We start from the raw sequence: 25,909 nt of genomic DNA on the forward strand, positions 1-25,909 counted from the left end.
AGACGTGCGGTGTGGTTGTGGCACCACCCTCCCCCCCCCCCCCCCCCCCCCCCCCCCCCCCCCCCTCCCCCCCCCCCCCCCCCCCCCCCCCCCCCCGGCCCGTTCCCGGGGGCGGACGGCCACGGCCGGGAACGGGCCGGGCACCGGCGGTGGCTTCGGGATTCTCCGTCCCGGTTCGTCCGGTCGGGTGACGCCGCCGCGTCAGCCGGGCGTCACGCCGAGGCGAGATCCGGCAGCGGCTCGGCGTGCGCCGCCATCCGCTCCGCCGCCAGGGTCATCGCCGCGGCGTCGTCCCGGGCCGTGGCGACCGCCAGGGCGTTCCCGGCCAGGGTGCGAGCCCGCTGCTGCAGGGCCTCGACGCGCGGCGCGGCGCCGCCGTCGGTGGGCTCGGCGCGCAGCGGGTAGTGGCCGCCGCTCAGCCGCGCGACCTGCTCGGCGATGCGGTCGGCGGCGGCGGCCAGCGCGGCGGCGTCCAGCTCCCGGGCCCTGGCGGACCCGGCCCGCGCCGCCAGCGCGTGCAGCTCGTCGGTGACGGTGAGCAGCGCGGTCAGCTGTCCGGCGAGCCGGATCTGGAGCTCTTCCTCACGGGAGCGGTGCGGGATCTGCGGGGCGGCGGCGGCCATGGTGTGGACCGACTTGGTGCGGATCGGTTCGTACATGGGACAGCCTCCTGAATGCGTTCAGGAAGCCATCCTAGCTTAGACGCTGTCTAAAGTTGAGTTCCGTACAGAGGTCGGGTCGGCTCAGTACTGTCCGTAACCGTCGAGGAAGGTGCCGATCCGGGTGACCGCGTCCGCCAGGTCGTCCTTGCTGGGCAGGGTGACCAGCCGGAAGTGGTCCGGCTCCGGCCAGTTGAAGCCGGTGCCGTGCACGATCATGATCTTCTCGGCGCGCAGCAGGTCGAGGACCATCTGCCGGTCGTCCTTGACCTTGTAGACCTTCGGGTCCAGCCGCGGGAAGGCGTACAGCGCGCCCTTCGGCTTGACGCAGCTGACGCCGGGGATCTGGGTCAGCAGCTCGTAGGCCGTGTCCCGCTGCTCCAGCAGGCGGCCGCCGGGCAGCACCAGGTCGTTGATCGACTGCCGGCCGCCGAGGGCGGTGGCCACCGCGTGCTGGGCCGGCATGTTGGCGCACAGCCGCATGTTGGCCAGGATCGTCAGCCCCTCGATGTACGAGGCGGCGTGCGCCTTGGGGCCGCAGACCGCCATCCAGCCGCTGCGGTAGCCCGCCACCCGGTAGGACTTGGACAGTCCGTTGAACGTCAGGGTCAGCAGGTCGGGGGCGAGCGAGGCGAACGGGGTGTGGGTGGCGCCGTCGTAGAGGATCTTGTCGTAGATCTCGTCGGCGCAGACGATCAGGTTGTGCCGGCGGGCGAGCTCCGCGATGCCCCGCAGCAGCTCGTCGTCGTACACGGCGCCCGTGGGGTTGTTGGGGTTGATGACGACGATGGCCTTGGTACGGTCGGTGACCTTGCGCTCGATGTCGGCGAGGTCCGGCATCCAGTCCGCCTGCTCGTCGCAGCGGTAGTGCACGGCCGTGCCTCCGGAAAGGGAGACCGACGCCGTCCACAGCGGGTAGTCCGGGGCGGGGACCAGTACCTCGTCGCCGTCGTCCAGCAGCGCCTGCATCGACATCTGGATCAGCTCGGAGACGCCGTTGCCGAGGTAGATGTCGTCGACGGAGAGATCGATGCCCTGGGTCTGGTAGTGCTGCATCACCGCGCGGCGGGCGGAGAGCAGGCCCTTGGCATCGCCGTAGCCGTGTGCCGTCCCGACCGTGCGGAGGATGTCCTCCAGGATCTCGGGCGGGCACTCGAAGCCGAACGCCGCGGGGTTGCCGGTGTTGAGCTTGAGGATGCGGTGACCCGCCGCCTCCAGCCGCATGGCCTCCTCGAGCACCGGGCCACGGATTTCGTAGCAGACGTTGGCGAGCTTCGTTGACTGGATCACCTGCATGTCCGCCACCTTACGGGCGCGTTTCGGTACCCGCCCGGTGTTTTTCCCCACGTCGATCAGCGCATGGTGTGGGGTTCCTCACGGGTGGTGACCATCCGTGGGTCCGCGCCGTGCCGCTGATTCCGCGTGCCCTGGTATTTCACGGTAGACCGGCGCGCGGGCGCGTACGCCGGTACGCTCCGGGCGCATGGCCTCCTCGGCGCCCCTGCCCCCGCCCAGCACGCCCGGCTTACCCCTCCCCGCGCCGGCCGCGTCCGCACCGCCGGCGCACGGTCCCTTCGCGCTGCTCAACGACGAACCGGTCGCCGAGCCCGGCGCGGACCTGCTCGGCGCCGGCCGGGCCGCCCGGCAGCTCGCCGGACTGCTGGTCGCCTCCCGCGCCTCCACCCCCTTCACGCTCGCCGTCGACGCCGGCTGGGGCATGGGCAAGAGCAGCCTGATGCGGCTGGTCGACGCGGAACTGGCCCACGCCCCCGAGGTGCACACCGTTTGGTACAACGCCTGGACCTCGACCGGAGCCGACGCGCTGGAGGGGCTGATCAAGTCCGTCCTGATGCGCTTCGACCGGCGGGTGCTGCGCCGCGGGCTGCAGCGGGTCGGCGAGCGGCGCGCGCTGCTGCGGGCCCTGCGGGCGCTGAGCACCGTCGCCGCCGGGCCGCTGGGGGTGGCCGGCCTGGTCGACGAGCTGTGGAAGCGCCTGTCCGTCGACTCCCAGGCCCGCAACGAGATGCGGGGCGCGATCGGCGACCTGGTCCAGGAGTGGTCCGAGACCGCCGAGTTCCGGCCCCGCCGGCTCCTGGTGGTCTTCATCGACGACCTCGACCGCTGCTCGGAGGAGACGGTGCTGGCCGTCTGCGAGGCGGTGAAGGTCTATCTGGACGTGCCGGGGCTGGCGTTCGTGATCGGCTGCGACCGCTCGGCGCTCGGGCCGAACGGGCTGCTGCGCGATCTGTCGCCGGCCGGCTCGGCGTTCATGGAGAAGATCTTCCAGACCAGCTACCGCATCCCGGCCGCCGACAACCACGGCGTCAAGGACTACATCCGCTGGTGCGCACGGACCGCCGGCATCGAGCCGCTGCTCGACGACGCCCTGGTCGACCTGCTGGTCCAGCGCTCGGACCGCAACCCGCGCCGCATCAAGCGCCTGGTCAACGGCTTCGTCCTGGAGGCCACGCTCAACCCCGTCTGGCGCGACTTCGGGCCGGACGCGGTGATCAGGACGCTGCTGCTGCAGTACTTCTATCCCGACTTCTACCGCATGATGACCGGCCCGTCGGGCACCGTCGACGGCGATGTGGTGGACGAGTTCCGGGCCTACCGCGAGGCGCGGCGGACGCTGCTGGCGCCCGCGGGCGCCCCCGGGGAGGAGACCCAGGTACGGGACTTCCTCGCGCGCTACGACCTGGTGCTGCCGCAGCCGCTCGGCGCGGGCGGCGACGAGGTGCTGGCCGTGCTGGAGCGCCAACTGCCCAACGAGTTCCCGTACCTGGTGGTCAATCCGGCCTTCACGTCCCTGGTGGACGAGCTGACCGCCCGCCCGGACGCCGCGCAGCTGCTGCTGCGACTGCGCGAGGGCCCGCTGGGTCCGGGCGCGGAGCCGACCCGGATGTCCCAGGAGTGGGCCCCGGTGTGGCAGGGGCTGGGGGCGCGCGCGGACGGCTACGCCACCGGGTTCGGTCCGCCGCTGGCGTGGCCGGGCGACGAGCCGTACGGCGGTTACGGGGCGCCGCCGCAGCAGATGCCGCCGCAGGTACCGCAGCAGGGCCGGCCGCCGGCGCAGCCGTCCACGGTGCCGCAGGGGGCCTACCCGCAGGGCGGGTACCCGCAACAGGCCGGGTACCCGGCCCCGTACCCGGCCGCCCCGGCCTTCGACGTCCTGTGGGTCGACGACCAGCCGGACCGCAAGGCCGTGGTGCGCGAGGTGCTGGAGGGCCTCGGGGCGCAGGTCAGCCATGTGCCCAAGAGCGCCGCCGCCGTGCGGGCCCTCCGCAACCGCGCCCCCGACCTGCTGGTCTCCGACATCAGCCGGGGCACGGACCACTCCGCCGGCTTCGAGATGGTGCGGCGGCTCAAGGAGGACGGCCACTACGACGGCCCGGTGGTCTTCTTCACCATCCGGCGGTCCGCCGAACGCGAGGAGCGGGCCGCCGAGCTGGGCGCCTCGCTCACCAACAACGAGCAGGAGCTGCGCGAACTGGTGCTGCACGCCCTGCAGAGCCGGGCCGAGGAGCGGCCCCCGCCGGGCGACCGGACGCCGCCCCGGCCAGGGTCACTGTCGCAGACCGGGTGGTTCCCCTCGCTGTGACCGTCAGCGGCGGTCGGCCGTCCGCCGTACCGTCCGCCCCGCGAGCACGTCCGTGCGCCGCCCGTCCTCGATCACGAACCGGCCGTCGATCAGGACGTGCGGGATGCCGGTCGGCAGCGTGCGGGGGGCGTCGAAGGTCGACCCCGCCGCGACCGTGTCCGGGTCGAAGAGGACCAGGTCGGCGCGGTGGCCCTCGCGCACCAGGCCCCGGTCGGGCAGCCGCAGCCGGGCGGCCGGGCGGCCCGTCAGATGGGCGACGCACTCCTCGAGCGACAGCACGCCCGACTCGCGGACGTAACGGCCGAGGTAGTGCGGGAAGGTGCCGTACGCCCGCGGATGCGGCTTGTCGCCCTGGAGGATGCCGTCGCTGCCGCCGGTGTGCACCCGATGGCGCATGATCCGGCGGACGTTGTCCTCATGGCCGACGTGCTGGAGGATCGTCGAACCGAGGCGGTCGTCGATGAGCAGGCGCCGGGCGGTCGCCCAGGGCTCCTCGCCGCGTTCGGCGGCGGTGTGCGCGACGGTCCGGCCGACGTGGCCGGCCAGGGCGGGGTCCGAGACCCCGGAGATCTCGATGGTGTCCCAGTCGATGGGCACGCCGTGGCAGCCGTCCGCGCCCTCCACCTCCATGACGTGCCGGATCCGCTCGGCCGTCGCCTCGTCGCGCAGACGGGCCAGCACCGCCTCCGGGCCGCCCTCGCCGGCCCAGCTCGGCAGCATCGCGACCAGCGTCGTACAGCCGGGGGTGTAGGGGTAGGTGTCCAGGGTGATGTCCGCGCCGGCGTCCAGCGCGGCGTCCAGGAGGGACAGCAGTTCGGGCGCGCGGCCCTCGTTGACGCCGAAGTTCATGGTGGCGTGGGCCAGATGCAGCGCACAGCCCGCCTCGCGGGTGAGGGCGATCATCTCCTGGTACGCCTCCAGCGCGCCCGCCCCGTAGGAGCGGTGGTGCGGGCAGTAGTAGCCGCCGTACTCCGCCACCACCCGGCACAGCTCGGTGAGTTCGGCGTCGTCGGCGTACATGCCGGGCGTGTAGGTGAGCCCGGAGGACATGCCGACCGCGCCCTGCGCCAGGCCCTCGGCGACCAACCGCCGCATCCGCGCCAGCTCTTCGGGCGTCGCCGCGCGGTCCTCCCAGCCGACGGCGAGCATCCGGACCGTGCCCTGCGGGATCAGGTACGCGGCGTTCACCGCGATGCCGCGGCCGTCGAAGCCGTGGTCGAGGCGGTCCAGGTACTCGCCGACCGACCGCCAGCCGAAGTCGACCTCGCCCTCGCCGTAGCCGTTCCAGCCGGTGATCGCCCGGCGCACCTCGGCGAGCGTGCGGTCGTCGACCGGCGCGTACGACAGCCCGTCCTGGCCGATGACTTCGAGGGTCACGCCCTGTGCGGCCTTCGCACTGTGGTCGGGGTCGCGCAGCAGCGCGAGGTCGCTGTGGGCGTGCATGTCGATGAAGCCGGGGGAGAGGACCAGGCCCTCGGCGTCCACCTCCCGCCGGGCGGTGGGGCGCAGGCAGCCCGCCGCCGCGGCCTCCTTGACGATCGAGACGATCCGGCCGCCGTCGACCACCACGTCGGCGCGGTAGGAGGGCGCGCCGCTGCCGTCCACCACCTCCGCGTCCCGGATGACGAGGTCTTCCACCACCGGCCCCCTAGAAGAACGTGCGGATGAAGTCGGTGACCGTTCCGTCCCGTTCGACCAGCGGGATGAGCTGCCACTTGTCGAAGGAGGTGCAGGGGTGCGACAGCCCCAGTCCCACCCAGTCGCCCACCTCCACGTCGCAGGAGCGCTCGGTGGTCAGCCACGCGTGCTGGTCGGACAGCTTGGTGACGGTGAGCCCGTCGGCCGGCCGCTCGGTGCCGTCCCGGCCGGACCGTACGACCTGGGCCCGCGGCAGGTCCAGGTCGTACGCCGCGTCGCGCTTGCCCGCGTTGAGGAACGCCTGCTCGGGCGTGGGACGGGAGACGACCTGCGCCCACAGCCGGAAGGCGGGCTGCAGCGCGCCCTCCTTGGGGATGCGGTTGAAGGGCGTGAGCTTGCGGTAGTGGCCGTCGTCGTGGCTGACGTACGCGCCCGAGCGCAGCAGCTTCAGGACCGGCGCGGACAGCTCGGGGAGAGCCGCGAAGACCTCGGCGACCGCGTCGAACCAGGCGCTGCCGCCGGCGCTGACCACGATCTGGTCCAGGTCGGCGAACCGGCCCGCCTTGTCGAGCTCCACGGCCAGCGCCACCAGCCGGCGCAGCCAGGCGGTCACCCGCTCGGTGTCGGCGTCGGGCACCTCGCCCTCGTACCCCGCGACGCCCACCAGGCGCAGGGTGTCCACGCCCGCGATGGCGTCGGCGAGTTCCAGGCACTCGGCCTCCGTGCGGACACCGGTCCGCGCGCCCTCACCGGCGCCCAGCTCGATGACCACGTCCACGGGGCGGACGGCCCCGGCCCCCCGCAGCGCCACGTCCATCAGCTCGATACCGCGCAGCGAGTCGACGTAGCAGGTGAAGCGGAAGTCCGGGTCGGCGGCCAGTTCACCGGCCAGCCAGCGCAGCGCGGCCGGGTCCACGACCTGGTTGGCCAGGAAGATCCGCTGGATGCCGTAGGTGCGGTAGACCCGGGCCTGGTGGGGGACGGCCGCGGTGATGCCCCAGGCGCCGTGCTCCAGCTGGCGGGCGAAGAGCTGCGGGGCCATGCAGGTCTTGCCGTGCGGGGCGAAGGCCAACCCGTGCCGGGTGGCGTACGTCTCCATCAGTGCCAGGTTGTGCTCGACCGAGTCGGCGGCCAGGGCCAGGACGGGGGTGGTGAACCCGCCGGTGAACAGGTTGCGGCGCTCGGCGGCCAGCTCGCCGACGGTCAGTCCCTCGGCGTCCGGGGGGAGGCCCTTGAAGCGGTGGTCGACCCGTTCGTCCGCGAGTTCCCCGAGTCCCTGCGTGAGCCGCTCGCCGGCCATGGGGCCTCCTCAAAGATCTTGTTGCGCTCTCTGCAACACTCATTGCGCATATCGCTTACAGCTGTCTAACATCCGAGCCATCGCCCGGTCAATGGTGCGGGACACGGACCGAAAGCGGCCGGACACCCGGCGGCACACCGCCCCGGACACCGCCCGAACGAGCCGCCCAGCGAAGGAGCGCAACCGATCGTGACCAGGTCCTCGAACGCCGGCGCCCGCACCGCCCCGGACGGCGCCCCCGCCCCGGACGCCGACGTCGTCTGCCTCGGCGAATCCATGGTCACCTTCCTGCCCAGCCGCCCCGGGCGGCTCGCCGACGTGCCGTCCTTCGACCGCGCCATCGGCGGCGCCGAATCCAACGTCGCCTGTACCCTCGCCCGCGCCGGCCACACCGCCCGCTGGATCTCCCGCGTCGGCGCCGACGGCTTCGGCGACCACCTGCTCACCGCCATCGCCGACTGCGGCGTCGACGTCTCCTTCGCCCGGCGCGACCCGCGGCGCCCGACCGGCGTCTACTTCCGCACCGCCGGCGACCGCGCCACCGACGCCCACGAGGTCGCCTACTACCGGGCGGGCTCCGCCGCCTCCGCCATGTCCGCCGCCACCATGGACCTGGCCGCGATCCGCGCCGGCCGGGTGCTGCACCTGTCGGGCATCACGGCCGCGCTCTCCGCCGACTGCCTGGGCCTGCTGCGCGAACTCACCGCCCCCCACCCCGCCGCCGACCGCCCGCTCATCTCCTTCGACGTCAACCACCGGCCCGGCCTGTGGCAGGACGCCGACGACGCCCGCGTCCTGCTCGACCTCGCCCGCGGCGCCGACCTGGTCTTCGTCGGCGAGGACGAGGCGGCCGCGGCCTGGGGCGTCACCGGCGGCCCGGACGCCCTGCGCGAGGCGCTGCCCGAGCCCGCCACCCTGATCGTCAAGCGCGGGGCCGCCGGCGCGGTCGCCTACGAGCGCCGGGGCGGCCGGCACACCGTGCCCGCCCCGCGCGTCGACGTGGTCGCCGCCGTCGGCGCGGGCGACGCCTTCGCCGCCGGATACCTCTCCGCCACCCTCCGCGGCCTGCCCGTCCCCGCCCGCGTCCGCCACGGCCACCTGTGGGCCGCCGCGGTCCTCACCGTTGCCGGTGACCTCGCACCACCCCCCTCCCGCGCGCACGCCGACCGCCTCGCCGCCCTCGGCGCCACGGCCTGGGAGACACTGCACCTCGGCCCCGGCTGGACGAAAGCCACGACAGCCGACGAGCGGGCCGCCGAGGAGGTATCCACGCCATGAGTCAGACCGTCGACCGCGCGCTGAGCATCCTGCCGCTGCTCGCCGAGGGACCCGCCGACCTGGGCCAGGTCGCCGACCGACTCGGCGTCCACAAGTCCACCGCGCTGCGCCTGCTGCGCACCCTGCACGAGCACGGGCTCGTCCACCGCCAGCCCGACCAGCGCTACCGCCTCGGCGCCCGGCTCTTCGCGCTGGCCCAGCAGGCCGTCGAGAACCTCGACGTACGCGACATCGCCCACCCCCACCTGGTCGAACTCAACGAGAAGTGCGGACACACCGTCCACCTCGCCGTCCACGAGGAGAACGAGGTCCTCTACATCGACAAGGTCGAGAGCCGCTACCCGGTCCGGATGTACTCCCGGATCGGCAAGCCCGTGGCGATAACGGTCGCCGCCGTGGCCAAGCTGCTCCTCGCCGACCTGCCCGGGCCCGAGCGCCGCGCCCTCGCGGAGAAGCTCGACTACCCCCGCTACACGTCCCGTTCGACGCCCGACGCCACGGCCTTCCTCGCCGAACTGGCCAAGGTCCGCGAACAGGGCTGGGCCTCCGACCTCGGTGGCCACGAGGAGTCCATCAACTGCGTCGCGGCGCCCATCCGCGGCGCGGACGGGCGGGCCGTCGCCGCCATGTCGGTCTCCGCACCGAACGTCGTCGTCAGCGCCGACGAACTCCTCGCGCTGCTCCCGCTGGTACGCCGTACCGCCGAGGCGATCAGCCGGGAGTACTCCGGCAAGACCCCAGTAAAGGAGACCGAATGACGGACAAGACCGCGATCACCCCGGCCACCCACACCACCCCGCCCGCGGCGTTCTCCCACGGCGTCAAGAAGGGCAACATCCTGCAGGTCGCCGGCCAGGTCGGCTTCCTGCCCGCCGTCGAGGGCCAGCCCCCGACGCCCGCCGGCCCCACCCTGCGCGAGCAGACCCTGCAGACCCTCGCCAACGTTCACGCCGTCCTCGAAGCCGGCGGCGCCACCTGGGACGACGTGATGATGATCCGCGTCTACCTCACCGACGTGGACCACTTCGCCGAGATGAACGCGATCTACAACGCCTACTTCGAGGAGCAGGGCCTGACCGCGGCCCCCGCCGCCCGCACCACCGTCTACGTCGGTCTCCCCGAGGGCCTGCTCATCGAGATCGACGCCCTCGCGGTCCTGGGCTGACGCTCGAGCAGCAGCACCGCTGAACACCCCGCAAGCCGTACGTCGTCACGGCACGGCACCCTTGGCCATGCTCATTCGGGTGCCGTGCCGCGATCCCTCCTGCCCCGAAAGACACATGGAATTACGAGGTCCCCCCTCATGTCCCTGTTCGTCGCGGCCGCGCCCGCCCCCACGCCGGCCACCCCGCCGCACACCGGCGGCCTGCTCGCCCTGATACCCGGCACCGCGGGCCTGCTGACGGTCGCCGCCCTCGGCGTCGCCCTCCTGCTCGTCCTGATCATCAAGGTCCGGCTGCAGCCCTTCGTCGCCCTGCTCGGCGTCTCCATCGCCGTCGGCCTGGCCGCCGGCCTCTCCGTCACCGAACTCTTCGGCACGGTGCAGAAGTCCGACGCCGTGTCGATGATCGAGACCGGCATGGGCGGCATCCTCGGCCACGTCGCCATCATCATCGGCCTGGGCACCATGCTCGGCGCGATCCTCGAAGTCTCCGGCGGCGCCGAGGTGTTGAGCACCCGCCTGCTCGGCCTCTTCGGTGCGAAGCGCGCCCCGCTGGCCATGGGCATGACGGGCCTGATCTTCGGCATCCCGGTCTTCTTCGACGTCGGCATCTTCGTCCTGGCGCCGATCGTGTACGCCGTCGCCAAGCTCCCGCAGGCGTCCGGCGAGCCCGGCGCGGGCCGGACCCCCGCCGGCAGGTCGGTCCTCCTCTACTGCCTGCCGCTGCTGGCCGGCCTGTCGATGACCCACGCCTTCCTGCCGCCGCACCCCGGACCGGTCGCCGCGGCCGGCCTGTTCAAGGTCGACCTGGGCTGGGTCATCCTCATGGGCGTGATCTGCGGGATCCCCGCCGTGCTCGCGGCCTGGGCGTACGCCGCCTGGATCGGCAGGCGCCTCTTCGTCGAGGTCCCGCAGGACATGGTGGAGGCCGCGGCCGAGGCCAGGGCGGCCGTCGCCGCAGAGCAGCGGGCCGCGGGCGCCACCGGGCGCGAGAGGCCCGTCGCGCTCGGCGCGGTCCTCGCCATCATCGGCACCCCCCTGCTGCTCATCCTCCTGGCGACCTTCTCCTCCATCGCCCTGGCCCCCTCGACCGGCCGCTCGGTCGTCGAGTTCTTCGGCCACCCCTTCGTCGCGCTGACCCTCGCCCTGCTGCTGGCGTACTACCTGCTGGGCATCCGCCGCGGCTGGTCGCGCAAGTCGCTGGAGCGGGTCTCGACCGCGTCGTTGAAGCCGGTCGGCAACATCATCCTGGTGGTCGGCGCCGGTGGCGTCTTCGGCGCCGTGCTCAAGGGCAGCCAGGTGGCCACCGCCCTCTCCGACACCTTCCACGACCTGGGTCTGCCCGTGATCGTCCTGGCCTACCTGCTCTCGCTGGTCCTGCGGGTGGCCCAGGGGTCGGCGACGGTCGCCATCGTCACGACGGCCGGCATCGTGGTCCCGCTGGTCGAGGGCCAGGGCCTGTCGCAGGCCCACCTGGCGCTGGTCATCATGGCGATCTCGGCGGGGTCGATCTTCGCCTCGCATGTGAACGACGGCGGGTTCTGGATGGTCAGCAAGTACTTCGGGATCACCGAGCGCGACACGCTCAGGTCCTGGACGGTGCTGGAGTCGGTGCTGTCGGTCGCGGGCTTCGCGGTGGCCGCGCTGGTGAGCCTGGTCGTCTAGGGCCTGGCCCGTCGGACGGGCCCTGGACCGGCGGCGCTTCACCGGTGGTGCCCGGTCCGTCCACGACGGACCGGGCGGCTGCTCAACCGGCCTTGCAGTACTGGTCTTCCTTGCCGATCGCGCGGTACGGGCAGTCGGAGGTCTCCAGCAGCTGGAGCACCGCCTCCCGGTTGCGGGCCGTCTCCTTCGCGATCACCGAATCGCGGGGGTAGAAGCCGCCGGAGCCGGCGGAGGAGGGGTACATCTCGAAGGTGTAGGCGAACACCTTCTGATCCCCCCACAGCCAGTCGTCGATCGAGCCGTCGGTGATGTAGAGCTCGCTGGACTGCTCGGGGGTGTAGCCGTTGGAGGCGGCCATCTTCTTGCCGATGGCGGCGAAGGCGTCGTGGTCGTCCTGGGTCATGCCGGGGCCGGTCTCGTCGTGGGTGAAGCCGAAGGGCCACAGGACGAGTTCGCTGTAGGTGTGGAAGTCGATGGCGGTCTTGATCTGCTGGGCACCGCCGACGACGCGGCTGCGCACGAAGTCCGAGACGACCTTCACCTCGGGGGCGGAGGCGGCGGAGGGGCCGCGGTAGGTCTCGTCGCCCGGGTCGCCGGAGGAGCCGTCGCAGCAGCCCCACTTGAAGTCCCAGTTGCGGTTGAGGTCGGTGCCGACCTCGTTGGACCCGGAGTTGGGCTGGCGGTTCTTGCGCCACATGGCGAAGTCGCCGGAGGCGATGTCGAACTCGCCGCCGTCGGGGTTGAGGTCCGGGATGATCCAGATCTCGCGGGAGTCGAGCATCTTGGTGACGCGGTCGTCGGAGCCGTACTTCGAGGTGAACTCGCCCAGGAGGTAGAGCGCCATCTCGACGGTGAGGTGCTCGCGGGCGTGCTGGTGGGCGGTGAAGAGGACCTCGGGTTCCTTCTCGTCCTTGGTGACGTTCTTGCTGAGCTTGAGGGCGAGGATGTCCCGGCCCTCGTGGGAGGTGCCGATCTTCTGCTTGCTGAGGATCTCCGGGTACTTGGCGACGAGGCCGTCGATCTCCTTCGTGGCCTCGTCGTAGGTGTGGTAGCCGGTGTAGCCCTGCGGGAAGTCCTTGACGCGGGACGGCGGCTTGCCCTTGGCGGCGCCCGGCGGGTCGGGCAACTGGCGCACCCGGTGGCCGAGCCGGCGGACCAGGTCGGCCTGGGCCCGGTCGGCGGTGACGACGACCGACCGGGCGTGCACCTCGTCGATGCTGACGCCGGTCGAGGCGAGCGCGGCGCGGGCCGCGGCGGTGGCGGGACCGGTCACCTCGTACTGGTGGGGGCGTTCGGCGGCGCGTGCGGTGCCCGCGGCGCGCTGACCGGGTGGGGGGTTCTGCGCCTGGGCGGCGGCGGCGATCGGGCCGGCGAGCGCGAGGGAGAGGAGTGCGGCGAGGACGGTGGTGCGTCCGCCGCGTATTCGTGGTCGCATGCGGTCTCCTGTGGGGGGTGTGAGTCGAAGCGACGGCGTCAGTGTTGAGGTTTGGCATGGCTGGGTCAAGGTGTGGGCTGGCCATATCTGCGGAGGCCCGGACGGGCGGGGCCGGCCGCCGAATCCGTCAACTTGCCGTCGTTTCCGGGAAATTGATTGCCCCGCGGAGCCGCGGCGCTGACAATGCGCACGACAAAATCGAAGGCCCTCAGGGGCGTTCGGTGACAGAAGCTGAGAGGACCCCCACATGAACAGACCTCTCGTCGGCACCCTGGCCACGGCCGTACTGGGAGCCGCGGCCCTGACGGGCACCGTCGGAACGGCCCACGCCGCGCCCGACCGGGCGGCGCACCACCGCGCGCACCACAAGACCAGGGCGGTGGACTTCGCCGGCACCGTCGCGCTGAGCAACTGCTCCGGCTCGGTGGTCAAGATGCCCACCTCGCAGGAGAACGACCCGGCCCTGGTGATGTCCAACGGCCACTGTCTGGAAAGCGGTATGCCCGGCGCGGGCGAGGTCGTCGTCGACCAGCCGTCCAGCCGCAGCTTCACGCTGCTCGACAAGTCGGCCGGTGAGCTGGGCACGATCAAGGCCACCAAGGTCGCGTACGCCACGATGACCGACACCGACGTCTCGCTCTACGAGACCGGTTCGACCTACGCCGAGATCGAGCAGAAGTACGGGATCAAGCCGCTGGAGCTGGCCACCGAGCACCCGGCCCAGGGCGCCGCGATCAGCGTGGTCTCCGGCTACTGGAAGAAGATCTACTCCTGCGGCATCGACGGGTTCGTGCCCACGCTCAAGGAGGGCGACTGGACCTGGAAGGACTCCGTCCGCTACACCCCGGAGTGCAAGACCATAGGCGGGACCTCCGGCTCCCCGGTGGTCGACACCGCCACCGGCAAGGTCGCGGCCATCAACAACACGGGCAACGAGGACGGTGAGAAGTGCACCGTCAACAACCCCTGTGAGGTGGACGAGAACGGCGAGGTCACCGTGCGCAAGGGCATCAACTACGCGCAGGAGACCTACGGCATCCCCAAGTGCTTCGGCGTCGGCAACAAGCTGGACCTGAGCGCCGAGGGGTGCACACTGCCGAAGCCGGCGGCGAGCCGCAGGTGAGCTGACGCGGGGACGTGACATGCGAGCAGCCAGGCCCCGGGCACACGGTGCGCGGGGCCTGGCTGTGGGGGGTGGCGCTCTACGGGAGGTCGTGGACGTGGCCGCCCACCTGGCCGGCGAACTCACCGCCGTTCGCGGCGTCCCAGTTGGTCGACCAGGTCATCGCGCCGCGGAGCCCCGGGTAGGTCTTCGACGGCTTGAAGGAGCCGCAGCCGCTGCCCTTGGTGAGGCAGTCCAGTGCGGCGTTGACGACGCCCGGTGCCACGTATCCGCTGCCCGCCGCCTTCGAGGATGCCGGGACGCCGATGCCGACCTGGGAGGGGTCGAGACCGCCCTCCAGCTGGATGCAGGCGAGCGAGGTCAGGAAGTCGACCGTGCCCTGTGCGTAGACCTTGCCGTCGCAGCCGTTCATCGAACCGCTGTTGTAGTACTGCATGTTGACGACGGTCAGGAAGTCCTTGATGGCCAGTGCCGTCTTGAAGTACTCGTTCTGTGGTGACTGCATGTCGATGGTCTGCGGTGCCATGGTCACCACGACGTCGCCGTGCGCGGCGTGCACGGCCTTGAGCGCCTTGGTCATGTAGGTCGAGTCGAGGCCGTTCTCCAGGTCGATGTCGACGCCGTCGAAGCCGTACTCGTCCATGAGCGCGTTGACGGAGTCAGCGAAGTTCTTCGCCGAGGCGTCGTCGTTGACGGACACCGCGCCCTTCTCGCCGCCGACGGAGACCACCACCGACTTGCCGGCGGCCTGCTTGGCCTTGATGTCCGCCTTGAAGTCGTCGACCGAGCCGTAGCCGACGGCCGGGTCCAGGTGGAAGGTGACGGCGCCCGGCTGGCCGGCGGCTTCGGCGAAGGAGACCGCGATGATGTCGTAGGCGTCGTCGACGTCCTTGAGCTTGTGCACCGTGGCGCCGTTGTCGAAGTTCTGCCAGTAGCCGGTGAGAGCGTGCGCGGGGACGGCGGCGGTGGGTGCGGCGGCCGGGGCGGGGCGGTCCTCGGCCGCGTTGGCGGTGCCGGCCACGAGGGCGCCGGCCGAGGCCAGTACGGCGGCGGCCAGCCCGGCCAGCAGCCGCTTGGTGACTCTTCCTGATCGTGCGCGAACCACGACTGCCTCCGAGTGGGGGAAGTTGGGGGGAGTGGTGCGGATGCGCATTCAGGGGCCCCTGCGCTTGCCGTACAAGGTGGTCCAGACCATTGAGCCTGTCAAGGCCCCGGACGCGAGCCGGTGTTCGCGCAGTCGTCGCTCGGTGGGTATGCGCAATTTCCCCATGGGGTGCTCGTGATGACGAGTAGCCCAGAACGTGTTCTCTGGGGCGTATCTCTCTGGATAAAGTGCTGGGCGTATGGCGCCTAGGGCGCAGAGCTGTGCCGATCCGCGGTCCCGGGACCCCCGGAGGCCAAAGGGAGTGGGGGAGCGACGTGCCGACCGCGATTGCAGTCACCAGCCCTGACCTCGCGCTGCCGGCGACCGACCGGCAGACCCCCGCCGCCGTCGTCCTCCAGGCGCCGCGGCTGCGGCCGCTGGACGACGCGCTGACGGAACTCGCCGCGGTGCTGGAGCACCACGGCCACCTCGTCGCGCTGTACTCCTCCGCCTGCCCGCCGGAGCACGTGCGCCGGCTGCACACCCTGCGCGCGGTCCTGGAGAGCGACCGGGTCGCCATCGTGCCGGTGTCCCTGCCGCCGCTGGGCGTGGCGCTGCTCGCCCGGCAGCTGCGGCAGCTGTCGCTGTGCGGCTTCAGCCCCGGTGTGCTGGCCAGTTCGGCGCGGCTGCTGAGCCACTACATCCACGCCGGCGCCCTGCTGGGCAGCGTCAGCGGCCTGGACCGGGTCGAGGTCGATCTGCGCTCCCACATGAAGTCCTGGCTGCCCGGCGCGCACTTCGCGGTGCTGGCCAACCCCGAGCCGCAGCTGCTGCACCTGGACCGGCACGGCACCGAGGCCGGGTTGCCGGCCCCCGGCTTCGCCACCCACCTCGCGGTCGCCCGCGGCCAGCTCACCGCGGAGTGGGTGACCGCGTCGCTCGCCCCGGCCTGGCGGGTGCAGGCGGCCTACGAGGAGCGGCTGCCCGCGGAGTCCGCCCGGTGGTGGGGGACCCAGAAGCTGATCGAGTTCGCCGCGGCCATCCCCGATCCGTCGGTGCTCCGCCAGCTGGTGGCGTCGGTACGGCGCGCGGAGTGCGGTTGGTGCGGCCTGGAGGTCCTCGGCGACCACTGCGCGTTCTGCGCGGCGCCGCTGGCGCGGGGCCGGGCCCCACGGGGCTCCTCCGGTCGCCACCCCGCGGCCATAGCGGCGCCGGATCCGGCCGCCGCGCCGGCTCCGGCCACACCCGCACCACCGGAGCCCGCCCAGGAGCCGGCCGCGGAATCCGGGCAGCCGCCCGCGCCGTGGACGCAGCGCGGGCTGTCCCCGGTCGCCCCGTCGGGGGTGCCCGGCGTCACGGGCGTACGGGGCGGTGCGCCCGGCGGCACCGGACCCGGCCAGCTGGACGTCCGCGGGCCGGGTGCCGCAACGGGCGGCCCGGGAGGCGGAGTTCCGGGCAACCCCTACGGGTCCGGGCGCCCCGTGCCGGGGAACCCCTACGCGTGCGACGGCCCCGGCCTCCCGGGCCGCTGGGACCTGCCCGGCCACCCCGACTTCGCCGGCCATCCCGACCTGCCCGGCCACCCCGACCTGTCCGCCCACCATGAAGTCCCCGGCACCCCGCGGACGGTGGCCCGCGTGCGCTGATCCCCGCCGCGTGCCCGACCGCCCCCACCCACGACGACCGCCCGCCCCGTCCCCCGCCCCGATCGAGGTCCCTGCCCCATGAACTCACGTCAGCGCCGCGGAGTGATCCTGCTGCTCCTGTCGCTCCTGTGCGCGGTCGGCGCGTTCGTCGGCGTACTGTCGGTGATCAAGAACGTCGAGTCCAAGGTCGGCCCCGAAAAGACCGCGTACCGGCTCAGGACGGACGTCGCGGCCTATAAACCGCTGGATCCCGGGCAGTTCGAAAAGGTGAAGATGCCGCAGCGCTGGCTGCCGCCGACCGCCGTGACCGACCTGGACAAGGTCAGCGGCAAGATCGCGGTGACCCCGCTCAAGAAGGGTTCGCTGCTCCAGGTCGACATGATCGTCGAGCGGCCCGCGCTGAAGCCCGGGCAGCAGGAGATCGCCATCATGATCGACGCCGCCACCGGAGTCGCCGGCAAGATCAACCCCGGTGCCCGGGTGAACATCTACGCCACCTTCGAGGGCAAGCGCCCCGAGGACAAGCCGGTCTCCAAGGTCATCGTCGCCGGCGCCCAGGTCATCGACGTCGGCAAGCTGACGCCCCTGGAGGCCAAGGACCCCGGGGACACCACCACCGGCCGGCAGGCCGGCGAGGCCGTCCCGATCACCTTCGCGCTGGACACCAAGGACGCCCAGCGGGTCGCGTACGCCGAGTCCTTCGCCTCCCACGTACGGCTCGCCCTGCTCGCCCCGGGCAACGAGGCCGCCATCCCGCCCGGCCAGCGCACCTACACCCTCGACGGCGACAAGTGACCGGGAGGCTCAGGTGACCATCCGCATCCTCGCCGCGATCGGCGACCCGGACGCCGCACGCGCGGTGTCCTCGCTGCTCGACCAGCTGCCGGACGCCGAACCCGCGCCCGCCGTCGCAGACTCCGCGGCGCTGATCGACGCCCTGGCCGGCGCCGCCGCCGGAAGCGGTGCGGCCCCGCCGGCGGGCCAGGCCCCGTCCGCCGCCGGCGCGCCCTCGGCCGTCGAGGCGCTCCCCGAGGTCGTGCTGGTCCATGAACGGATCGGCCCGACACCGGCGCTGGAGGTGATCCGCGAGGTGGCGCTGCGCTTCCCCGCGGTCGGCGTCGTGCTGATCACCACGGACGCCGGGCCCGCGCTGTTCTCCGCGGCGATGGACGCCGGCGCCCGCGGCATCGTCGGACTGCCGCTCGGCTACGACGAGTTGGCCGCCCGGGTGCAGGCCGCCGCCCAGTGGTCGGCGGGCGTACGGGTCCACCTGGGGGCCGGCCCGGAGGCCGCACCCGGGCCGGCCGGAACGCTGGTGACCGTCACCGGCGCCAAGGGCGGGGTGGGCACGACGGTCACCGCGGTGCAGCTGGCGCTGGCCGCGCGGGCCGCGGGCCGTAGCGTCGCGCTGGTCGACCTCGACCTGCAGTCCGGCGACGTCGCCTCCTACCTGGACGTCCAGTTCCGCCGCTCGATCGTCGACCTGGCGGGCATCCAGGACATCTCCGTAAGGGTGCTCCAGGACGCGGTGCACGACCACCACACGGGGCTGGGACTGCTGCTGGCGCCGGAGGAGGGCGAGCGCGGCGAGGAGGTCGACGACCGCGCGGCCCGCCAGATCATCGGCGCGCTGCGCTCCCGCTACGAGGTGGTGCTGGTCGACTGCGGCTCCCAGATGCAGTCCGCGAACGCCGCCGCCGTCGAACTCGCCGATGCCGCCCTGCTGGTGACCACCCCGGACGTGGTGGCCGTACGCGCCGCCAAGCGGCAGGTGCGGCTGTGGGACCGGCTGCAGATCCGCAAGGCCGAGGACACCACGACGGTGGTCAACCGCCTCACCCGCGGCACTGAGATCCAGCCGCCGCTGGTCGCCAAGGCCACCGGCACCCACGTGGCCCGCACCCATGTCCCGGCCGCGTTCAAGGAGTTGCAGCCCTGCGTCGACGCCGGCCGGATGCAGGACCTGGACGGCCGGTCGACGGTCAAGCAGGCGCTGTGGGCGCTGGCGGGCGAGCTGGGGCTGGTGGAGTCACCGGCCGCGCGGCAGGGGCGGGGCAGCCATCGGGCGCGTCCGTCGCTGACGGGGCGCAAGCGCAAGGCCCTCACGGCGGGGGCGGCTCCAGGTTCCGGGACGGGTCCGGGTCCGGCATCGGGGTTCGCGTCCGGGTCCGGATCGGGGTCCGGCACCCGGTTCGGGGCGCGGCGGGGGCCGGCCGCGGCGGCCGGCGGCTCCGGGCCGTTCGATCCGGCCGGTCCGTACGAGGAGGGCTGAGCGGTGCGGCGCCCCCTGGGCGGCAACGACCGCGGGCAGGTCTCCGTGGAGTTCCTGGGGCTGCTCCCGCTGATCCTGCTGGTGCTCGTCCTGCTGTGGCAGTTCGTGCTGGTCGGGTACACCTACTCGCTCGCCGCGCACTCCGCCGACCGGGGCGCGCGGGCCGCCACCGCCACGGAGGGCGGCGGCGCGGGCGCCTGCCGCACCGCCGCCGAGGACCAGCTCCCGTCCGCCTGGCGGGCCGGCGCCTCGACGTCCTGCGGCACCGGGTCCGGTCTGTGGAAGGCCACGGTCAAGATCAAGGTCCCGGTGCTCTTCCCCGGCGCGGGCGACTTCCCGTGGACGGTCACCGGCACGGCCGGCGCCGCGAAGGAGGACCGAGGATGAACGCCGCACGCACCCCCGTCGCCCCCGGCCGCCGCCCGCGCGTCCCGGCCCGCCCGCGCCCTGCCGCCCGGCTGCGCGGTCACGGCCGCGACCGGGGCCAGGTGTCCATCGAGTTCCTCGGCTTCCTGCCGATCCTGCTGCTGGTCGCGCTGGCCGTGGTCCAGCTGGGCCTGGCCGCGTACGCCGTCCAGCAGGCCGGCACCGCAGCGCGCGCCGCGGCCCGTACCGCCTCGATGGACCGGGCCGACCGCGAGAGCGATCCGCAGACCGCCGGCCGGGCCGCGATGACCGGCTGGGTCGCCGACGGGGCGTCGATCACCGTGGGCGGCGGGGGCGACGCGGTCCGGGCGACCGCGACCGTGCGGATCCCCTCCCTCATCCCCGGTGTCGACTTCGGCTCCGCCAGCCGCAGCGCCACCATGCCCCGCCCCGAGACACCCAGCGCAGCGCGTACGCACGAAGGAGCACCAGGAGTGCCAGTGGCACGAAACGCACCAGGAGCACCCCGGAGATGAGCCTCAAGAGCAGGATCGTCGCCCCCGAACCGGCCGGCGAGGCGCGCCAGGACAGCCATATGGTCGCCGTCTACCGCGCCAAGCTGCTGGAGGAGATCGACCTCGCCGAGATGTCCGCGCTGGCCGCGGCCGAGCGCCGCTCGCGGCTGGAGCGGGTACTGGGGCACATCATCAGCCGCGAGGGCCCGGTACTGTCGACGGCCGAACGCGCCCAGCTCATCCGCCGGGTGGTCGACGAGGCGCTCGGCCTCGGGGTCCTGGAGCCGCTGCTGGAGGACGCCTCGATCACCGAGATCATGGTCAACGGTCCGGACCAGGTCTACGTCGAACGCTCCGGCCGGGTCGAGCAGGTCCCCGTGCGGTTCGCCTCCCACGAGCAGCTGATGCAGACCATCGAGCGGATCGTCTCCACCGTCAACCGCCGTGTGGACGAGTCCAATCCGATGGTCGACGCCCGGCTGCCGTCCGGCGAGCGGGTCAACGTCATCATCCCCCCGCTCGCCCTGAACGGCGCCACGCTCACCATCCGCCGCTTCCCGCGCGCCTACACCCTGTCCGAGCTCATCGGCATGGGCACGCTCGACGAGCAGATGCTGATGCTGCTGGCCGGGCTGGTCCGCGCCAAGTTCAACGTGGTGGTCTCCGGCGCGACCGGTGCCGGCAAGACCACCCTGCTCAACGCGCTCTCCGGACTGATCCCCGACGGGGAGCGGATCATCACCGTCGAGGACGCCGCCGAACTCCAGCTCCAGCAGTCCCACGTCATCCGGCTGGAGTCCCGGCCGCCCAACGTGGAGGGCAAGGGCCGCATCACCATCCGCGACCTGGTGCGCAACTCCCTGCGCATGCGCCCCGACCGCATCATCGTCGGCGAGGTGCGCGGCGGCGAGACCCTCGACATGCTCCAGGCCATGTCCACCGGCCACGACGGCTCGCTCGCCACCGTCCACGCCAACAGCGCCGAGGACGCCCTGATGCGGCTGCAGACGCTGGCGTCCATGTCGGACGTCAAGATCCCCTTCGAGGCGCTGCGGGACCAGATCAACAGCGCCGTCGACTGCCTGGTCCAGCTCACCCGGCACGCCGACGGCTCCCGCCGGATCAGCGAGATCGCCATCCTCGGCTCCCGCGGCCACGAGGACTACCGGATCACCACGGTCTGCCGCTTCGAGGCCGAACCGATGGGCGCCGACCGCGTCGTGCACGGCCGCTTCCGCTACTTCCCGCTGCCCCGCCGGGTCGCCGAACGCCTCTTCATGGCGAGCGAGCCCGCCCCGCCCGCCTTCGGTGTCGCGGCCACCGACGACCAACTCGCCACCCGGAGGGCCACCTCATGACCGGCTGGTCCCTGACCACCGCCGCCGGGGGGCCGATCACGGCCACCGGGACGCACCTCGCCCAGCTCACCATCGGGGCCACGCTGCTGTGCGGGGTGCTGGCGATCGCCGGCGTGCGCACCTACGCGGCCGGCCGCGCCCAACGGCAGGCCGTCGTCGACCGGCTCGACGACGACCACGGGCTGCCGGTGGCCGGACGGCGGCGCCGCTTCCCGTCCGTGGACCGCACGCTGCGCGGCACCCGCTTCGGCCGCCGTCTCGAACTGCGGCTGGCCGCCACCGGCCTGGACGTCACCCCCGGCGAGTTCTTCGTCGGCATGCTCGCCGCCGTCCTCGCCCTGTGGCTGATCGCCCAGGCCGTCCTCGCCCCGTTCTTCGGCCCGATCGCCGCACTCGTCGCGATCTGGGCGGCGTTCGCGTTCCTCAACTGGCAGCGCCAGAAGCGCATCGAGAAGTTCATCAACCAGCTGCCCGAGCTCTCCCGGATCCTCGCCAACGCCACCCAGGCCGGGCTGGCGCTGCGCACGGCACTGGGCATGGCGGCCGAGGAGCTGGAGGCACCGGCCGGCGAGGAGCTGGCCAAGGTCTCCGACAAGCTCTCCGTCGGCCACTCCATCGACGAGGCGCTCGGTGAGCTGGCCGAACGCCTCCCCTCCCGCGAACTCGTCGTCCTGGTCACCACCTTGGTGCTCGCCAACCGCGCCGGCGGCACCGTCGTCGGCTCGCTGCGCAACCTCACCAAGACCCTGGAGGAGCGCAAGGAGACCCGCCGCGAGGTCCGCACCCAGCTCTCCCAGGTGGTGGTCACCGCCTATGTGGTCCCGCTGCTCGGCATCGGCACCCTGCTGCTGATGAACCGCATCGCCCCCGGCGCCATCGACCGGATGACCTCCTCGTTCCTCGGCCAGCTCGCGGTCGTGGTGGCCTTCGCCCTCTACGGGCTCGGCTTCTTCTTCATCCGCCGCCTGTCCAAGATCGACGTCTGAGGGGAACGGAAGCCGGTATGGGAATCGCAATGGTGCTGGCCGCGGCCCTGGCGCTCTCGGTCGTCGGCGTCTGCTGCGGCATCGCCCTCTACCGCCGCGAGGCCCGGCTGCCGCCCGACCTGGCGCTGTCGCTGGAGGTCGGCTCGACCCGTACGACGGTCGTCGGCTCCGCCGTGGACCGGGCCGGCATGCGCTACGCACCGCTCGTGCTGCGCCTGATGGGCGACAAGCGCACCGCCCGCATCCGCCGCCGGATCGACCTGGCCGGCAACCCGGGCGGACTGACCGTCGACCGCTACGCCGCCCGCCGCGCCGTCTACGGGGCCCTCGGATTCTTCGGCGCGCTGGTGATGTTCCTGCGCGGCCAGCCGGTTCTCGGCGTTCTGATGGTGCTCTTCGGCCTCTTCTGGACCGAGGTCGGCATCTGGGCCGCCATCCGCCAGCGCAAGGACACCATCGAGCGCACTCTTCCGGACTTTCTGGACGTGCTCGCCGTCGTCGTCAGCGCAGGTCTGAGCTTTCGCCAGGCACTGGACCGCGTCGCGGACAAGTACGAGGGTCCCTGGGCCGATGAACTCCGCATCACGCTCCGGCAGATGGACATGGGTGTCAGCCGCCGCGCCGCCTTCGAGGAACTGCGCAAACGCAACGACTCGGAACAGGTCGCCCAGTTCGTCACCGCCCTGCAGCAGGGCGAGGAGCTGGGCTCGCCCATCGTCGAGACCCTGATCCAGATCGCGAACGACATGCGGCGCACCGACGCCCAGAACGCCCGGCGGCGGGCCGCCCGCGCGGTCCCCAAGGCCACCATGGTCGTCACCACCTTCATGGTCCCGGCCACGATGATCCTGCTCATCGCCGGTTTCTTCCTCGGCTCGGGCACCAACTTCGGCTCCTTGATGGGCGACTGACCGTGCCGCACCCGTCACGGACCGAGGGCGGCGGGTGCGGTCGGCGGCAGCGCCCCGTGCCCGGCCGGATGCGTACGGTTCACCGTGTGCTTCGCGACAACGCCTTCGCAGGAGCAACGAGTTGTGCCACAGTGGGTGGGCCGGCGGCCGGGTCCGCACCGCGGTGCGCCGCGGCCCGCCGGCCCGTATGGGCATCGGAGCGGGGCAGTGTCCCGAAGGGGGAGCGGGGGTGGACAGGGTGTGGCTGAGTGGCCAAATCGCGCCGTTGTGTCCGTTGCCCGTGCCCCTTGAAGAGGAAGGGGTTCGGAATCCCTGTTCCGGGAACGCTGTTCCGGCGTACTTTTCTCGTGTCATGAGCGCGGACGAGCGCGCCGACACCACGGGGGCAGACCAGCCGGACCAGAGCGGTACGGCCGCCCATGGAGGGGAATTCGATGGCGAAGCGGATTTTGGGGAACGACCGGGGACAGACCTCGATCGAGTACCTCGGCATCATCGCGGTGGTCGTGGCGATCGTCCTGGTCCTGTCGACCACGGACTTCGGCAGTCAGATCGCCAACGCCATCGCCAACAAGATCTCCGACGTCGTCGGCATCTAGGCCCCACCACCGCCGCCGTGACGGCCACGAACACGCGCCGCAGCCGGCGCGACGCCGGGCAGGCCTTTCCGCTCTACATCGTTGCGGTCGGGGGCCTGCTCTTTCTCGCGCTCGCGTTCTTCGCCGTGGGCCAGGCGGCGGCCACCCGCAACGGCGCGCAGACCGCGGCCGACGCGGCCGCGCTCGCCGCCGGCCAGAAGTACCGCGAACTGCTGGCCAAGGGCGTGCTCGACGGCGTCCGCGACGGGCGGTACGAGAGCGACCGGGCCGCCTGGGAGGACCTGCTGAACGGGCGCGGCGCCCCGTCCGATGGGGCCTGCGCGAGCGCGGACTGGTTCGCCGGCCGCAACGACGCCGAGGTCGCCTCCTGCACCCCGGACTCCTGGCCCACCTCGTTCGCCGTCACCATCAAGACCAGCGACACCGTGGGTCGTTCGGTCATCCCCGGCACCGAGAGCAAGCACGCGTCGGCCGGGGCGACCTCCGTCGTCAGGCCGCGCTGCACCCTCGATCCGGCCGAGGACGACGGCGGCACGCCCGACAAGCCGGACAAGGACAAGGACGGCAAGGACGCCCCCGAGCCCGCCGCTGTCAAGATCACTTGCGACGGCAAGGGGTGGACGCTCGACCCCGAGCACCTCCAGGATCCCCCCGACGCCGCCGACCTGTTCTCCGTACGCCTGGCCCGCTGAGCCGAACCCGCACCACCCCGACCGCCACCGCACCGACCCGACCGACCACACGACGATCGAAGGAATCGCATCCATGAGCATTCGGCGCACCACGAAGGCCGCCAGGGGAGCGGTCGCCATGGCGAGCGCTGTCGGCCTGGCTCTCGTCGTGGCCGGCTGTGGTGGCGGCGGTTCGCAGGCGACCGACGACAAGAAGCCGCCGGCCCGCAGCCACGCCCCCAAGGACAGCGGCCCCGGTACGCCCGCGGCCGACTCCGCCAAGGTGATCGGTGAGATGAAGGGCCCCGACGGAGTGGTGGTCACCCTCAACTCCGTCGTCCGGGACTCCGGCGGCTTCGTCACCGTCAACGGCACGGTGACCAACCACGGCAGCCGCGCCTTCAACGCCATCGACTGGCGCTCCAACGAGACCGAGCTGCGCTCCCGTTCCTCCATCTCCGGAGCCACCCTGGTCGACAAGGCGGGCAAGAAGCGGTACCTCGTGCTGCGCGACACCAACGGCGAGTGTCTGTGCACGACCGGGCTGAGCGGCCTGATGCCGGGGGCCAGCCGCCCGATATTCGCGCAGTTCCCGGCGCCGCCGGCCAAGGTGACCGAGGTCGACTTCCAGCTGCCGACCATGCCGCCGGCCAGCGTGCAGATCACGGACTGAGCGGGCCGCCCCGATGACCGTGACCCCGCTGCCCCGGACCCCGCGTGCGCCCCGCGCCCGTACCGCCGTCACCGCCGCCGTCGCCCTGCTGCTGACCGTGGTGCTCACGGCCCCCGCCGCCCATGCCGACCCACCGGGCGTGACCGAGGACTCCAGTCCCCCGGTCCGCATCGACCCCGGTGACCCCGACCTGCGGATGGTCCAGGGGGCCAAGCTCGCCCCGTCCAAGGTCCTCAACATCAAGTCCATCGTCGAGACCGACGACGGCTCCGAACGCCGCCAGGACACCAACGACAACGTGACCTTCGCGCTCCAGGCCGAGGTCCTCTTCGGCAAGGACAGCGCCGAGCTGTCGCCGGACGCGCTGTCGCGGATCGCCACCATCGCCGCCGAGATCAAACGGCAGCACGCCACCAGCCTGCGGGTCTTCGGTTTCACCGACAACCTCGGCTCGGCGGGCCACGGCCTGACGCTGTCCCGCAAGCGCGCCAACGCCGTCCAGCAGGAACTGGCCAAGGACCTCGGCTCGTCCGTCGCCTTCCAGATCCGCGGCTACGGCGAGCAGTACCCGATCGCGGACAACAGCACGGAGGAGGGCCGCAAGAAGAACCGGCGGGTGGAGGTCAGCTTTCCTCGGGCCGGTGGGCCCAGCTAATCCCACGTTGTCGGCTGCGGCGCCGTGCGTGTTGCTCGCCGTTTCGCCTGGCGGCGGGCGTTTGTTCGTCGGGTGCGGTGACAGCCCTACGGACTTCGTCCTACGGTCTGTCCCCTCCCGTGGGTGGGTGGAAGACGGGCCGGTGGGGGCGGGCCTCATCCGCCGGCTACCGGCACACGAAGGCCGGCGTTCGCCCCCACGGGTCTTCTCCCACCCACAACGGGAGGTGACGGGGCCTGGGGGGGGGGGGGGGGGGGGGGGGGGGGGGGGGGGGGGGGGGGGGTGGGAGGGGGGGGGGGGGGGGGGGGCGAG

Annotated in this window: 24 protein-coding genes; 18 read left to right on the forward strand and 6 right to left on the reverse strand. The window is 72.5% G+C overall.

The window, feature by feature from the left end; all coding sequences use genetic code 11:
* Window positions 1–212: 212 nt before the first annotated feature.
* On the reverse strand, window positions 213–659 hold the full coding sequence (locus AC0680_RS24460; RefSeq protein ID WP_478632351.1) for an SCO4983 family protein: 447 nt from the start codon (window positions 657–659) through the stop codon (window positions 213–215).
* An 84-nt stretch (window positions 660–743) separates the two neighbouring features.
* Window positions 744–1,955: a pyridoxal phosphate-dependent aminotransferase gene (locus AC0680_RS24465; RefSeq protein ID WP_478632353.1), complete on the reverse strand. Its 1,212-nt coding sequence runs from the start codon at window positions 1,953–1,955 to the stop codon at window positions 744–746.
* A 187-nt stretch (window positions 1,956–2,142) separates the two neighbouring features.
* On the opposite strand from AC0680_RS24465, the gene AC0680_RS24470 reads away from it, so the two are divergent.
* Window positions 2,143–4,260 (forward strand): P-loop NTPase fold protein, encoded by a 2,118-nt coding sequence (locus AC0680_RS24470; protein WP_478632356.1) that lies wholly within the window; start codon window positions 2,143–2,145, stop codon window positions 4,258–4,260.
* A gap of 3 nt (window positions 4,261–4,263) precedes the next feature.
* On the opposite strand, the gene AC0680_RS24475 is transcribed toward AC0680_RS24470, so the two are convergent.
* Entirely contained in the window at window positions 4,264–5,898 is a 1,635-nt protein-coding gene (locus tag AC0680_RS24475) for an N-acyl-D-amino-acid deacylase family protein (RefSeq protein WP_478632359.1), read from the reverse strand.
* 10 nt (window positions 5,899–5,908) lie between these two features.
* Complete coding sequence (locus tag AC0680_RS24480; RefSeq protein ID WP_478632361.1) at window positions 5,909–7,198, reverse strand: amino acid deaminase; 1,290 nt, start codon at window positions 7,196–7,198, stop codon at window positions 5,909–5,911.
* 189 nt (window positions 7,199–7,387) lie between these two features.
* Between AC0680_RS24480 and AC0680_RS24485 the strand changes: the two genes are divergently transcribed.
* The 4 genes from AC0680_RS24485 (at window position 7,388) to AC0680_RS24500 (ending at window position 11,303) form a co-directional block, all read left to right on the forward strand.
* Entirely contained in the window at window positions 7,388–8,476 is a 1,089-nt protein-coding gene (locus AC0680_RS24485; protein WP_478632364.1) for a sugar kinase, read from the forward strand.
* Window positions 8,473–9,234 carry an IclR family transcriptional regulator gene (locus AC0680_RS24490; RefSeq protein WP_478632367.1) on the forward strand — a complete coding sequence of 254 codons (762 nt, stop codon included), beginning with the start codon at window positions 8,473–8,475 and terminating at the stop codon, window positions 9,232–9,234. The genes AC0680_RS24485 and AC0680_RS24490 overlap by 4 nt, the downstream gene beginning before the upstream one ends.
* Window positions 9,231–9,641 carry a RidA family protein gene (locus tag AC0680_RS24495; protein WP_478632369.1) on the forward strand — a complete coding sequence of 137 codons (411 nt, stop codon included), beginning with the start codon at window positions 9,231–9,233 and terminating at the stop codon, window positions 9,639–9,641. The genes AC0680_RS24490 and AC0680_RS24495 overlap by 4 nt, the downstream gene beginning before the upstream one ends.
* 138 nt (window positions 9,642–9,779) lie before the next feature.
* Window positions 9,780–11,303 (forward strand): GntP family permease, encoded by a 1,524-nt coding sequence (locus AC0680_RS24500; RefSeq protein ID WP_478632370.1) that lies wholly within the window; start codon window positions 9,780–9,782, stop codon window positions 11,301–11,303.
* Between the two features lie 82 nt (window positions 11,304–11,385).
* Here AC0680_RS24500 and AC0680_RS24505 read toward each other — a convergent pair whose 3' ends face one another.
* Window positions 11,386–12,738 (reverse strand): M14 family metallopeptidase, encoded by a 1,353-nt coding sequence (locus AC0680_RS24505; RefSeq protein WP_478632371.1) that lies wholly within the window; start codon window positions 12,736–12,738, stop codon window positions 11,386–11,388.
* A gap of 247 nt (window positions 12,739–12,985) precedes the next feature.
* Here AC0680_RS24505 and AC0680_RS24510 point away from each other — a divergent pair, with 247 nt between their 5' ends.
* A complete protein-coding gene (locus AC0680_RS24510; protein ID WP_478632374.1) occupies window positions 12,986–13,861 on the forward strand; it encodes a trypsin-like peptidase domain-containing protein in 876 nt (291 codons plus the stop codon).
* A gap of 79 nt (window positions 13,862–13,940) precedes the next feature.
* On the opposite strand, the gene AC0680_RS24515 is transcribed toward AC0680_RS24510, so the two are convergent.
* Complete coding sequence (locus tag AC0680_RS24515; protein ID WP_478632376.1) at window positions 13,941–14,966, reverse strand: chitinase; 1,026 nt, start codon at window positions 14,964–14,966, stop codon at window positions 13,941–13,943.
* Window positions 14,967–15,280: 314 nt separating this feature from the next.
* Here AC0680_RS24515 and AC0680_RS24520 point away from each other — a divergent pair, with 314 nt between their 5' ends.
* The 12 genes from AC0680_RS24520 (at window position 15,281) to AC0680_RS24575 (ending at window position 25,597) form a co-directional block, all read left to right on the forward strand.
* Window positions 15,281–16,591, forward strand: coding sequence for a hypothetical protein (locus tag AC0680_RS24520; protein ID WP_478632378.1), 1,311 nt, complete (start codon window positions 15,281–15,283; stop codon window positions 16,589–16,591).
* Window positions 16,592–16,669: 78 nt separating this feature from the next.
* Window positions 16,670–17,386 (forward strand): Flp pilus assembly protein CpaB, encoded by a 717-nt coding sequence (gene cpaB / locus AC0680_RS24525; RefSeq protein ID WP_468986146.1) that lies wholly within the window; start codon window positions 16,670–16,672, stop codon window positions 17,384–17,386.
* A 13-nt stretch (window positions 17,387–17,399) separates the two neighbouring features.
* Window positions 17,400–18,863 (forward strand): CpaE/TadZ family protein, encoded by a 1,464-nt coding sequence (locus AC0680_RS24530; protein WP_478632381.1) that lies wholly within the window; start codon window positions 17,400–17,402, stop codon window positions 18,861–18,863.
* A 3-nt stretch (window positions 18,864–18,866) separates the two neighbouring features.
* Window positions 18,867–19,250 carry a TadE/TadG family type IV pilus assembly protein gene (locus AC0680_RS24535; protein ID WP_468986149.1) on the forward strand — a complete coding sequence of 128 codons (384 nt, stop codon included), beginning with the start codon at window positions 18,867–18,869 and terminating at the stop codon, window positions 19,248–19,250.
* The gene (locus AC0680_RS24540) at window positions 19,247–19,765 is read left to right on the forward strand and encodes a TadE family protein (protein ID WP_478632384.1); all 519 of its coding nucleotides are present in this window, start codon (window positions 19,247–19,249) and stop codon (window positions 19,763–19,765) included. The genes AC0680_RS24535 and AC0680_RS24540 overlap by 4 nt, the downstream gene beginning before the upstream one ends.
* Window positions 19,762–21,102: a CpaF family protein gene (locus AC0680_RS24545; protein WP_478632386.1), complete on the forward strand. Its 1,341-nt coding sequence runs from the start codon at window positions 19,762–19,764 to the stop codon at window positions 21,100–21,102. The genes AC0680_RS24540 and AC0680_RS24545 overlap by 4 nt, the downstream gene beginning before the upstream one ends.
* Window positions 21,099–22,088, forward strand: a complete 990-nt coding sequence (locus tag AC0680_RS24550) for a type II secretion system F family protein (RefSeq protein ID WP_478632389.1) — start codon at window positions 21,099–21,101, stop codon at window positions 22,086–22,088. The genes AC0680_RS24545 and AC0680_RS24550 overlap by 4 nt, the downstream gene beginning before the upstream one ends.
* A 17-nt stretch (window positions 22,089–22,105) precedes the next feature.
* Window positions 22,106–22,999 (forward strand): DUF5936 domain-containing protein, encoded by an 894-nt coding sequence (locus AC0680_RS24555; protein WP_478632391.1) that lies wholly within the window; start codon window positions 22,106–22,108, stop codon window positions 22,997–22,999.
* 434 nt (window positions 23,000–23,433) lie between these two features.
* A complete protein-coding gene (locus AC0680_RS24560; protein ID WP_018089307.1) occupies window positions 23,434–23,598 on the forward strand; it encodes a membrane protein in 165 nt (54 codons plus the stop codon).
* 17 nt (window positions 23,599–23,615) lie between these two features.
* Entirely contained in the window at window positions 23,616–24,290 is a 675-nt protein-coding gene (locus AC0680_RS24565) for a pilus assembly protein TadG-related protein (RefSeq protein WP_478632393.1), read from the forward strand.
* A 73-nt stretch (window positions 24,291–24,363) separates the two neighbouring features.
* The gene (locus tag AC0680_RS24570; RefSeq protein ID WP_478632396.1) at window positions 24,364–24,942 is read left to right on the forward strand and encodes a hypothetical protein; all 579 of its coding nucleotides are present in this window, start codon (window positions 24,364–24,366) and stop codon (window positions 24,940–24,942) included.
* A 13-nt stretch (window positions 24,943–24,955) separates the two neighbouring features.
* The gene (locus AC0680_RS24575; protein WP_478632398.1) at window positions 24,956–25,597 is read left to right on the forward strand and encodes an OmpA family protein; all 642 of its coding nucleotides are present in this window, start codon (window positions 24,956–24,958) and stop codon (window positions 25,595–25,597) included.
* Window positions 25,598–25,909 lie beyond the last annotated feature (312 nt).

It is taken from the genome of Streptomyces sp. NPDC043738, assembly GCF_056436545.1.

Bases quoted from the DNA above. Each gene is read 5' to 3' on its own strand.
- AC0680_RS24460 (WP_478632351.1), bottom strand. From the start codon at position 659: ATGTACGAACCGATCCGCACCAAGTCGGTCCACACCATGGCCGCCGCC.
- AC0680_RS24465 (WP_478632353.1), bottom strand. From the start codon at position 1,955: ATGCAGGTGATCCAGTCAACGAAGCTCGCCAACGTCTGCTACGAAATC.
- AC0680_RS24470 (WP_478632356.1), top strand. From the start codon at position 2,143: ATGGCCTCCTCGGCGCCCCTGCCCCCGCCCAGCACGCCCGGCTTACCC.
- AC0680_RS24480 (WP_478632361.1), bottom strand. From the start codon at position 7,198: ATGGCCGGCGAGCGGCTCACGCAGGGACTCGGGGAACTCGCGGACGAA.
- AC0680_RS24490 (WP_478632367.1), top strand. From the start codon at position 8,473: ATGAGTCAGACCGTCGACCGCGCGCTGAGCATCCTGCCGCTGCTCGCC.
- AC0680_RS24495 (WP_478632369.1), top strand. From the start codon at position 9,231: ATGACGGACAAGACCGCGATCACCCCGGCCACCCACACCACCCCGCCC.
- AC0680_RS24500 (WP_478632370.1), top strand. From the start codon at position 9,780: ATGTCCCTGTTCGTCGCGGCCGCGCCCGCCCCCACGCCGGCCACCCCG.
- AC0680_RS24505 (WP_478632371.1), bottom strand. From the start codon at position 12,738: ATGCGACCACGAATACGCGGCGGACGCACCACCGTCCTCGCCGCACTC.
- AC0680_RS24510 (WP_478632374.1), top strand. From the start codon at position 12,986: ATGAACAGACCTCTCGTCGGCACCCTGGCCACGGCCGTACTGGGAGCC.
- cpaB (WP_468986146.1), top strand. From the start codon at position 16,670: ATGAACTCACGTCAGCGCCGCGGAGTGATCCTGCTGCTCCTGTCGCTC.
- AC0680_RS24540 (WP_478632384.1), top strand. From the start codon at position 19,247: ATGAACGCCGCACGCACCCCCGTCGCCCCCGGCCGCCGCCCGCGCGTC.
- AC0680_RS24545 (WP_478632386.1), top strand. From the start codon at position 19,762: ATGAGCCTCAAGAGCAGGATCGTCGCCCCCGAACCGGCCGGCGAGGCG.
- AC0680_RS24550 (WP_478632389.1), top strand. From the start codon at position 21,099: ATGACCGGCTGGTCCCTGACCACCGCCGCCGGGGGGCCGATCACGGCC.
- AC0680_RS24555 (WP_478632391.1), top strand. From the start codon at position 22,106: ATGGGAATCGCAATGGTGCTGGCCGCGGCCCTGGCGCTCTCGGTCGTC.
- AC0680_RS24560 (WP_018089307.1), top strand. From the start codon at position 23,434: ATGGCGAAGCGGATTTTGGGGAACGACCGGGGACAGACCTCGATCGAG.
- AC0680_RS24570 (WP_478632396.1), top strand. From the start codon at position 24,364: ATGAGCATTCGGCGCACCACGAAGGCCGCCAGGGGAGCGGTCGCCATG.
- AC0680_RS24575 (WP_478632398.1), top strand. From the start codon at position 24,956: ATGACCGTGACCCCGCTGCCCCGGACCCCGCGTGCGCCCCGCGCCCGT.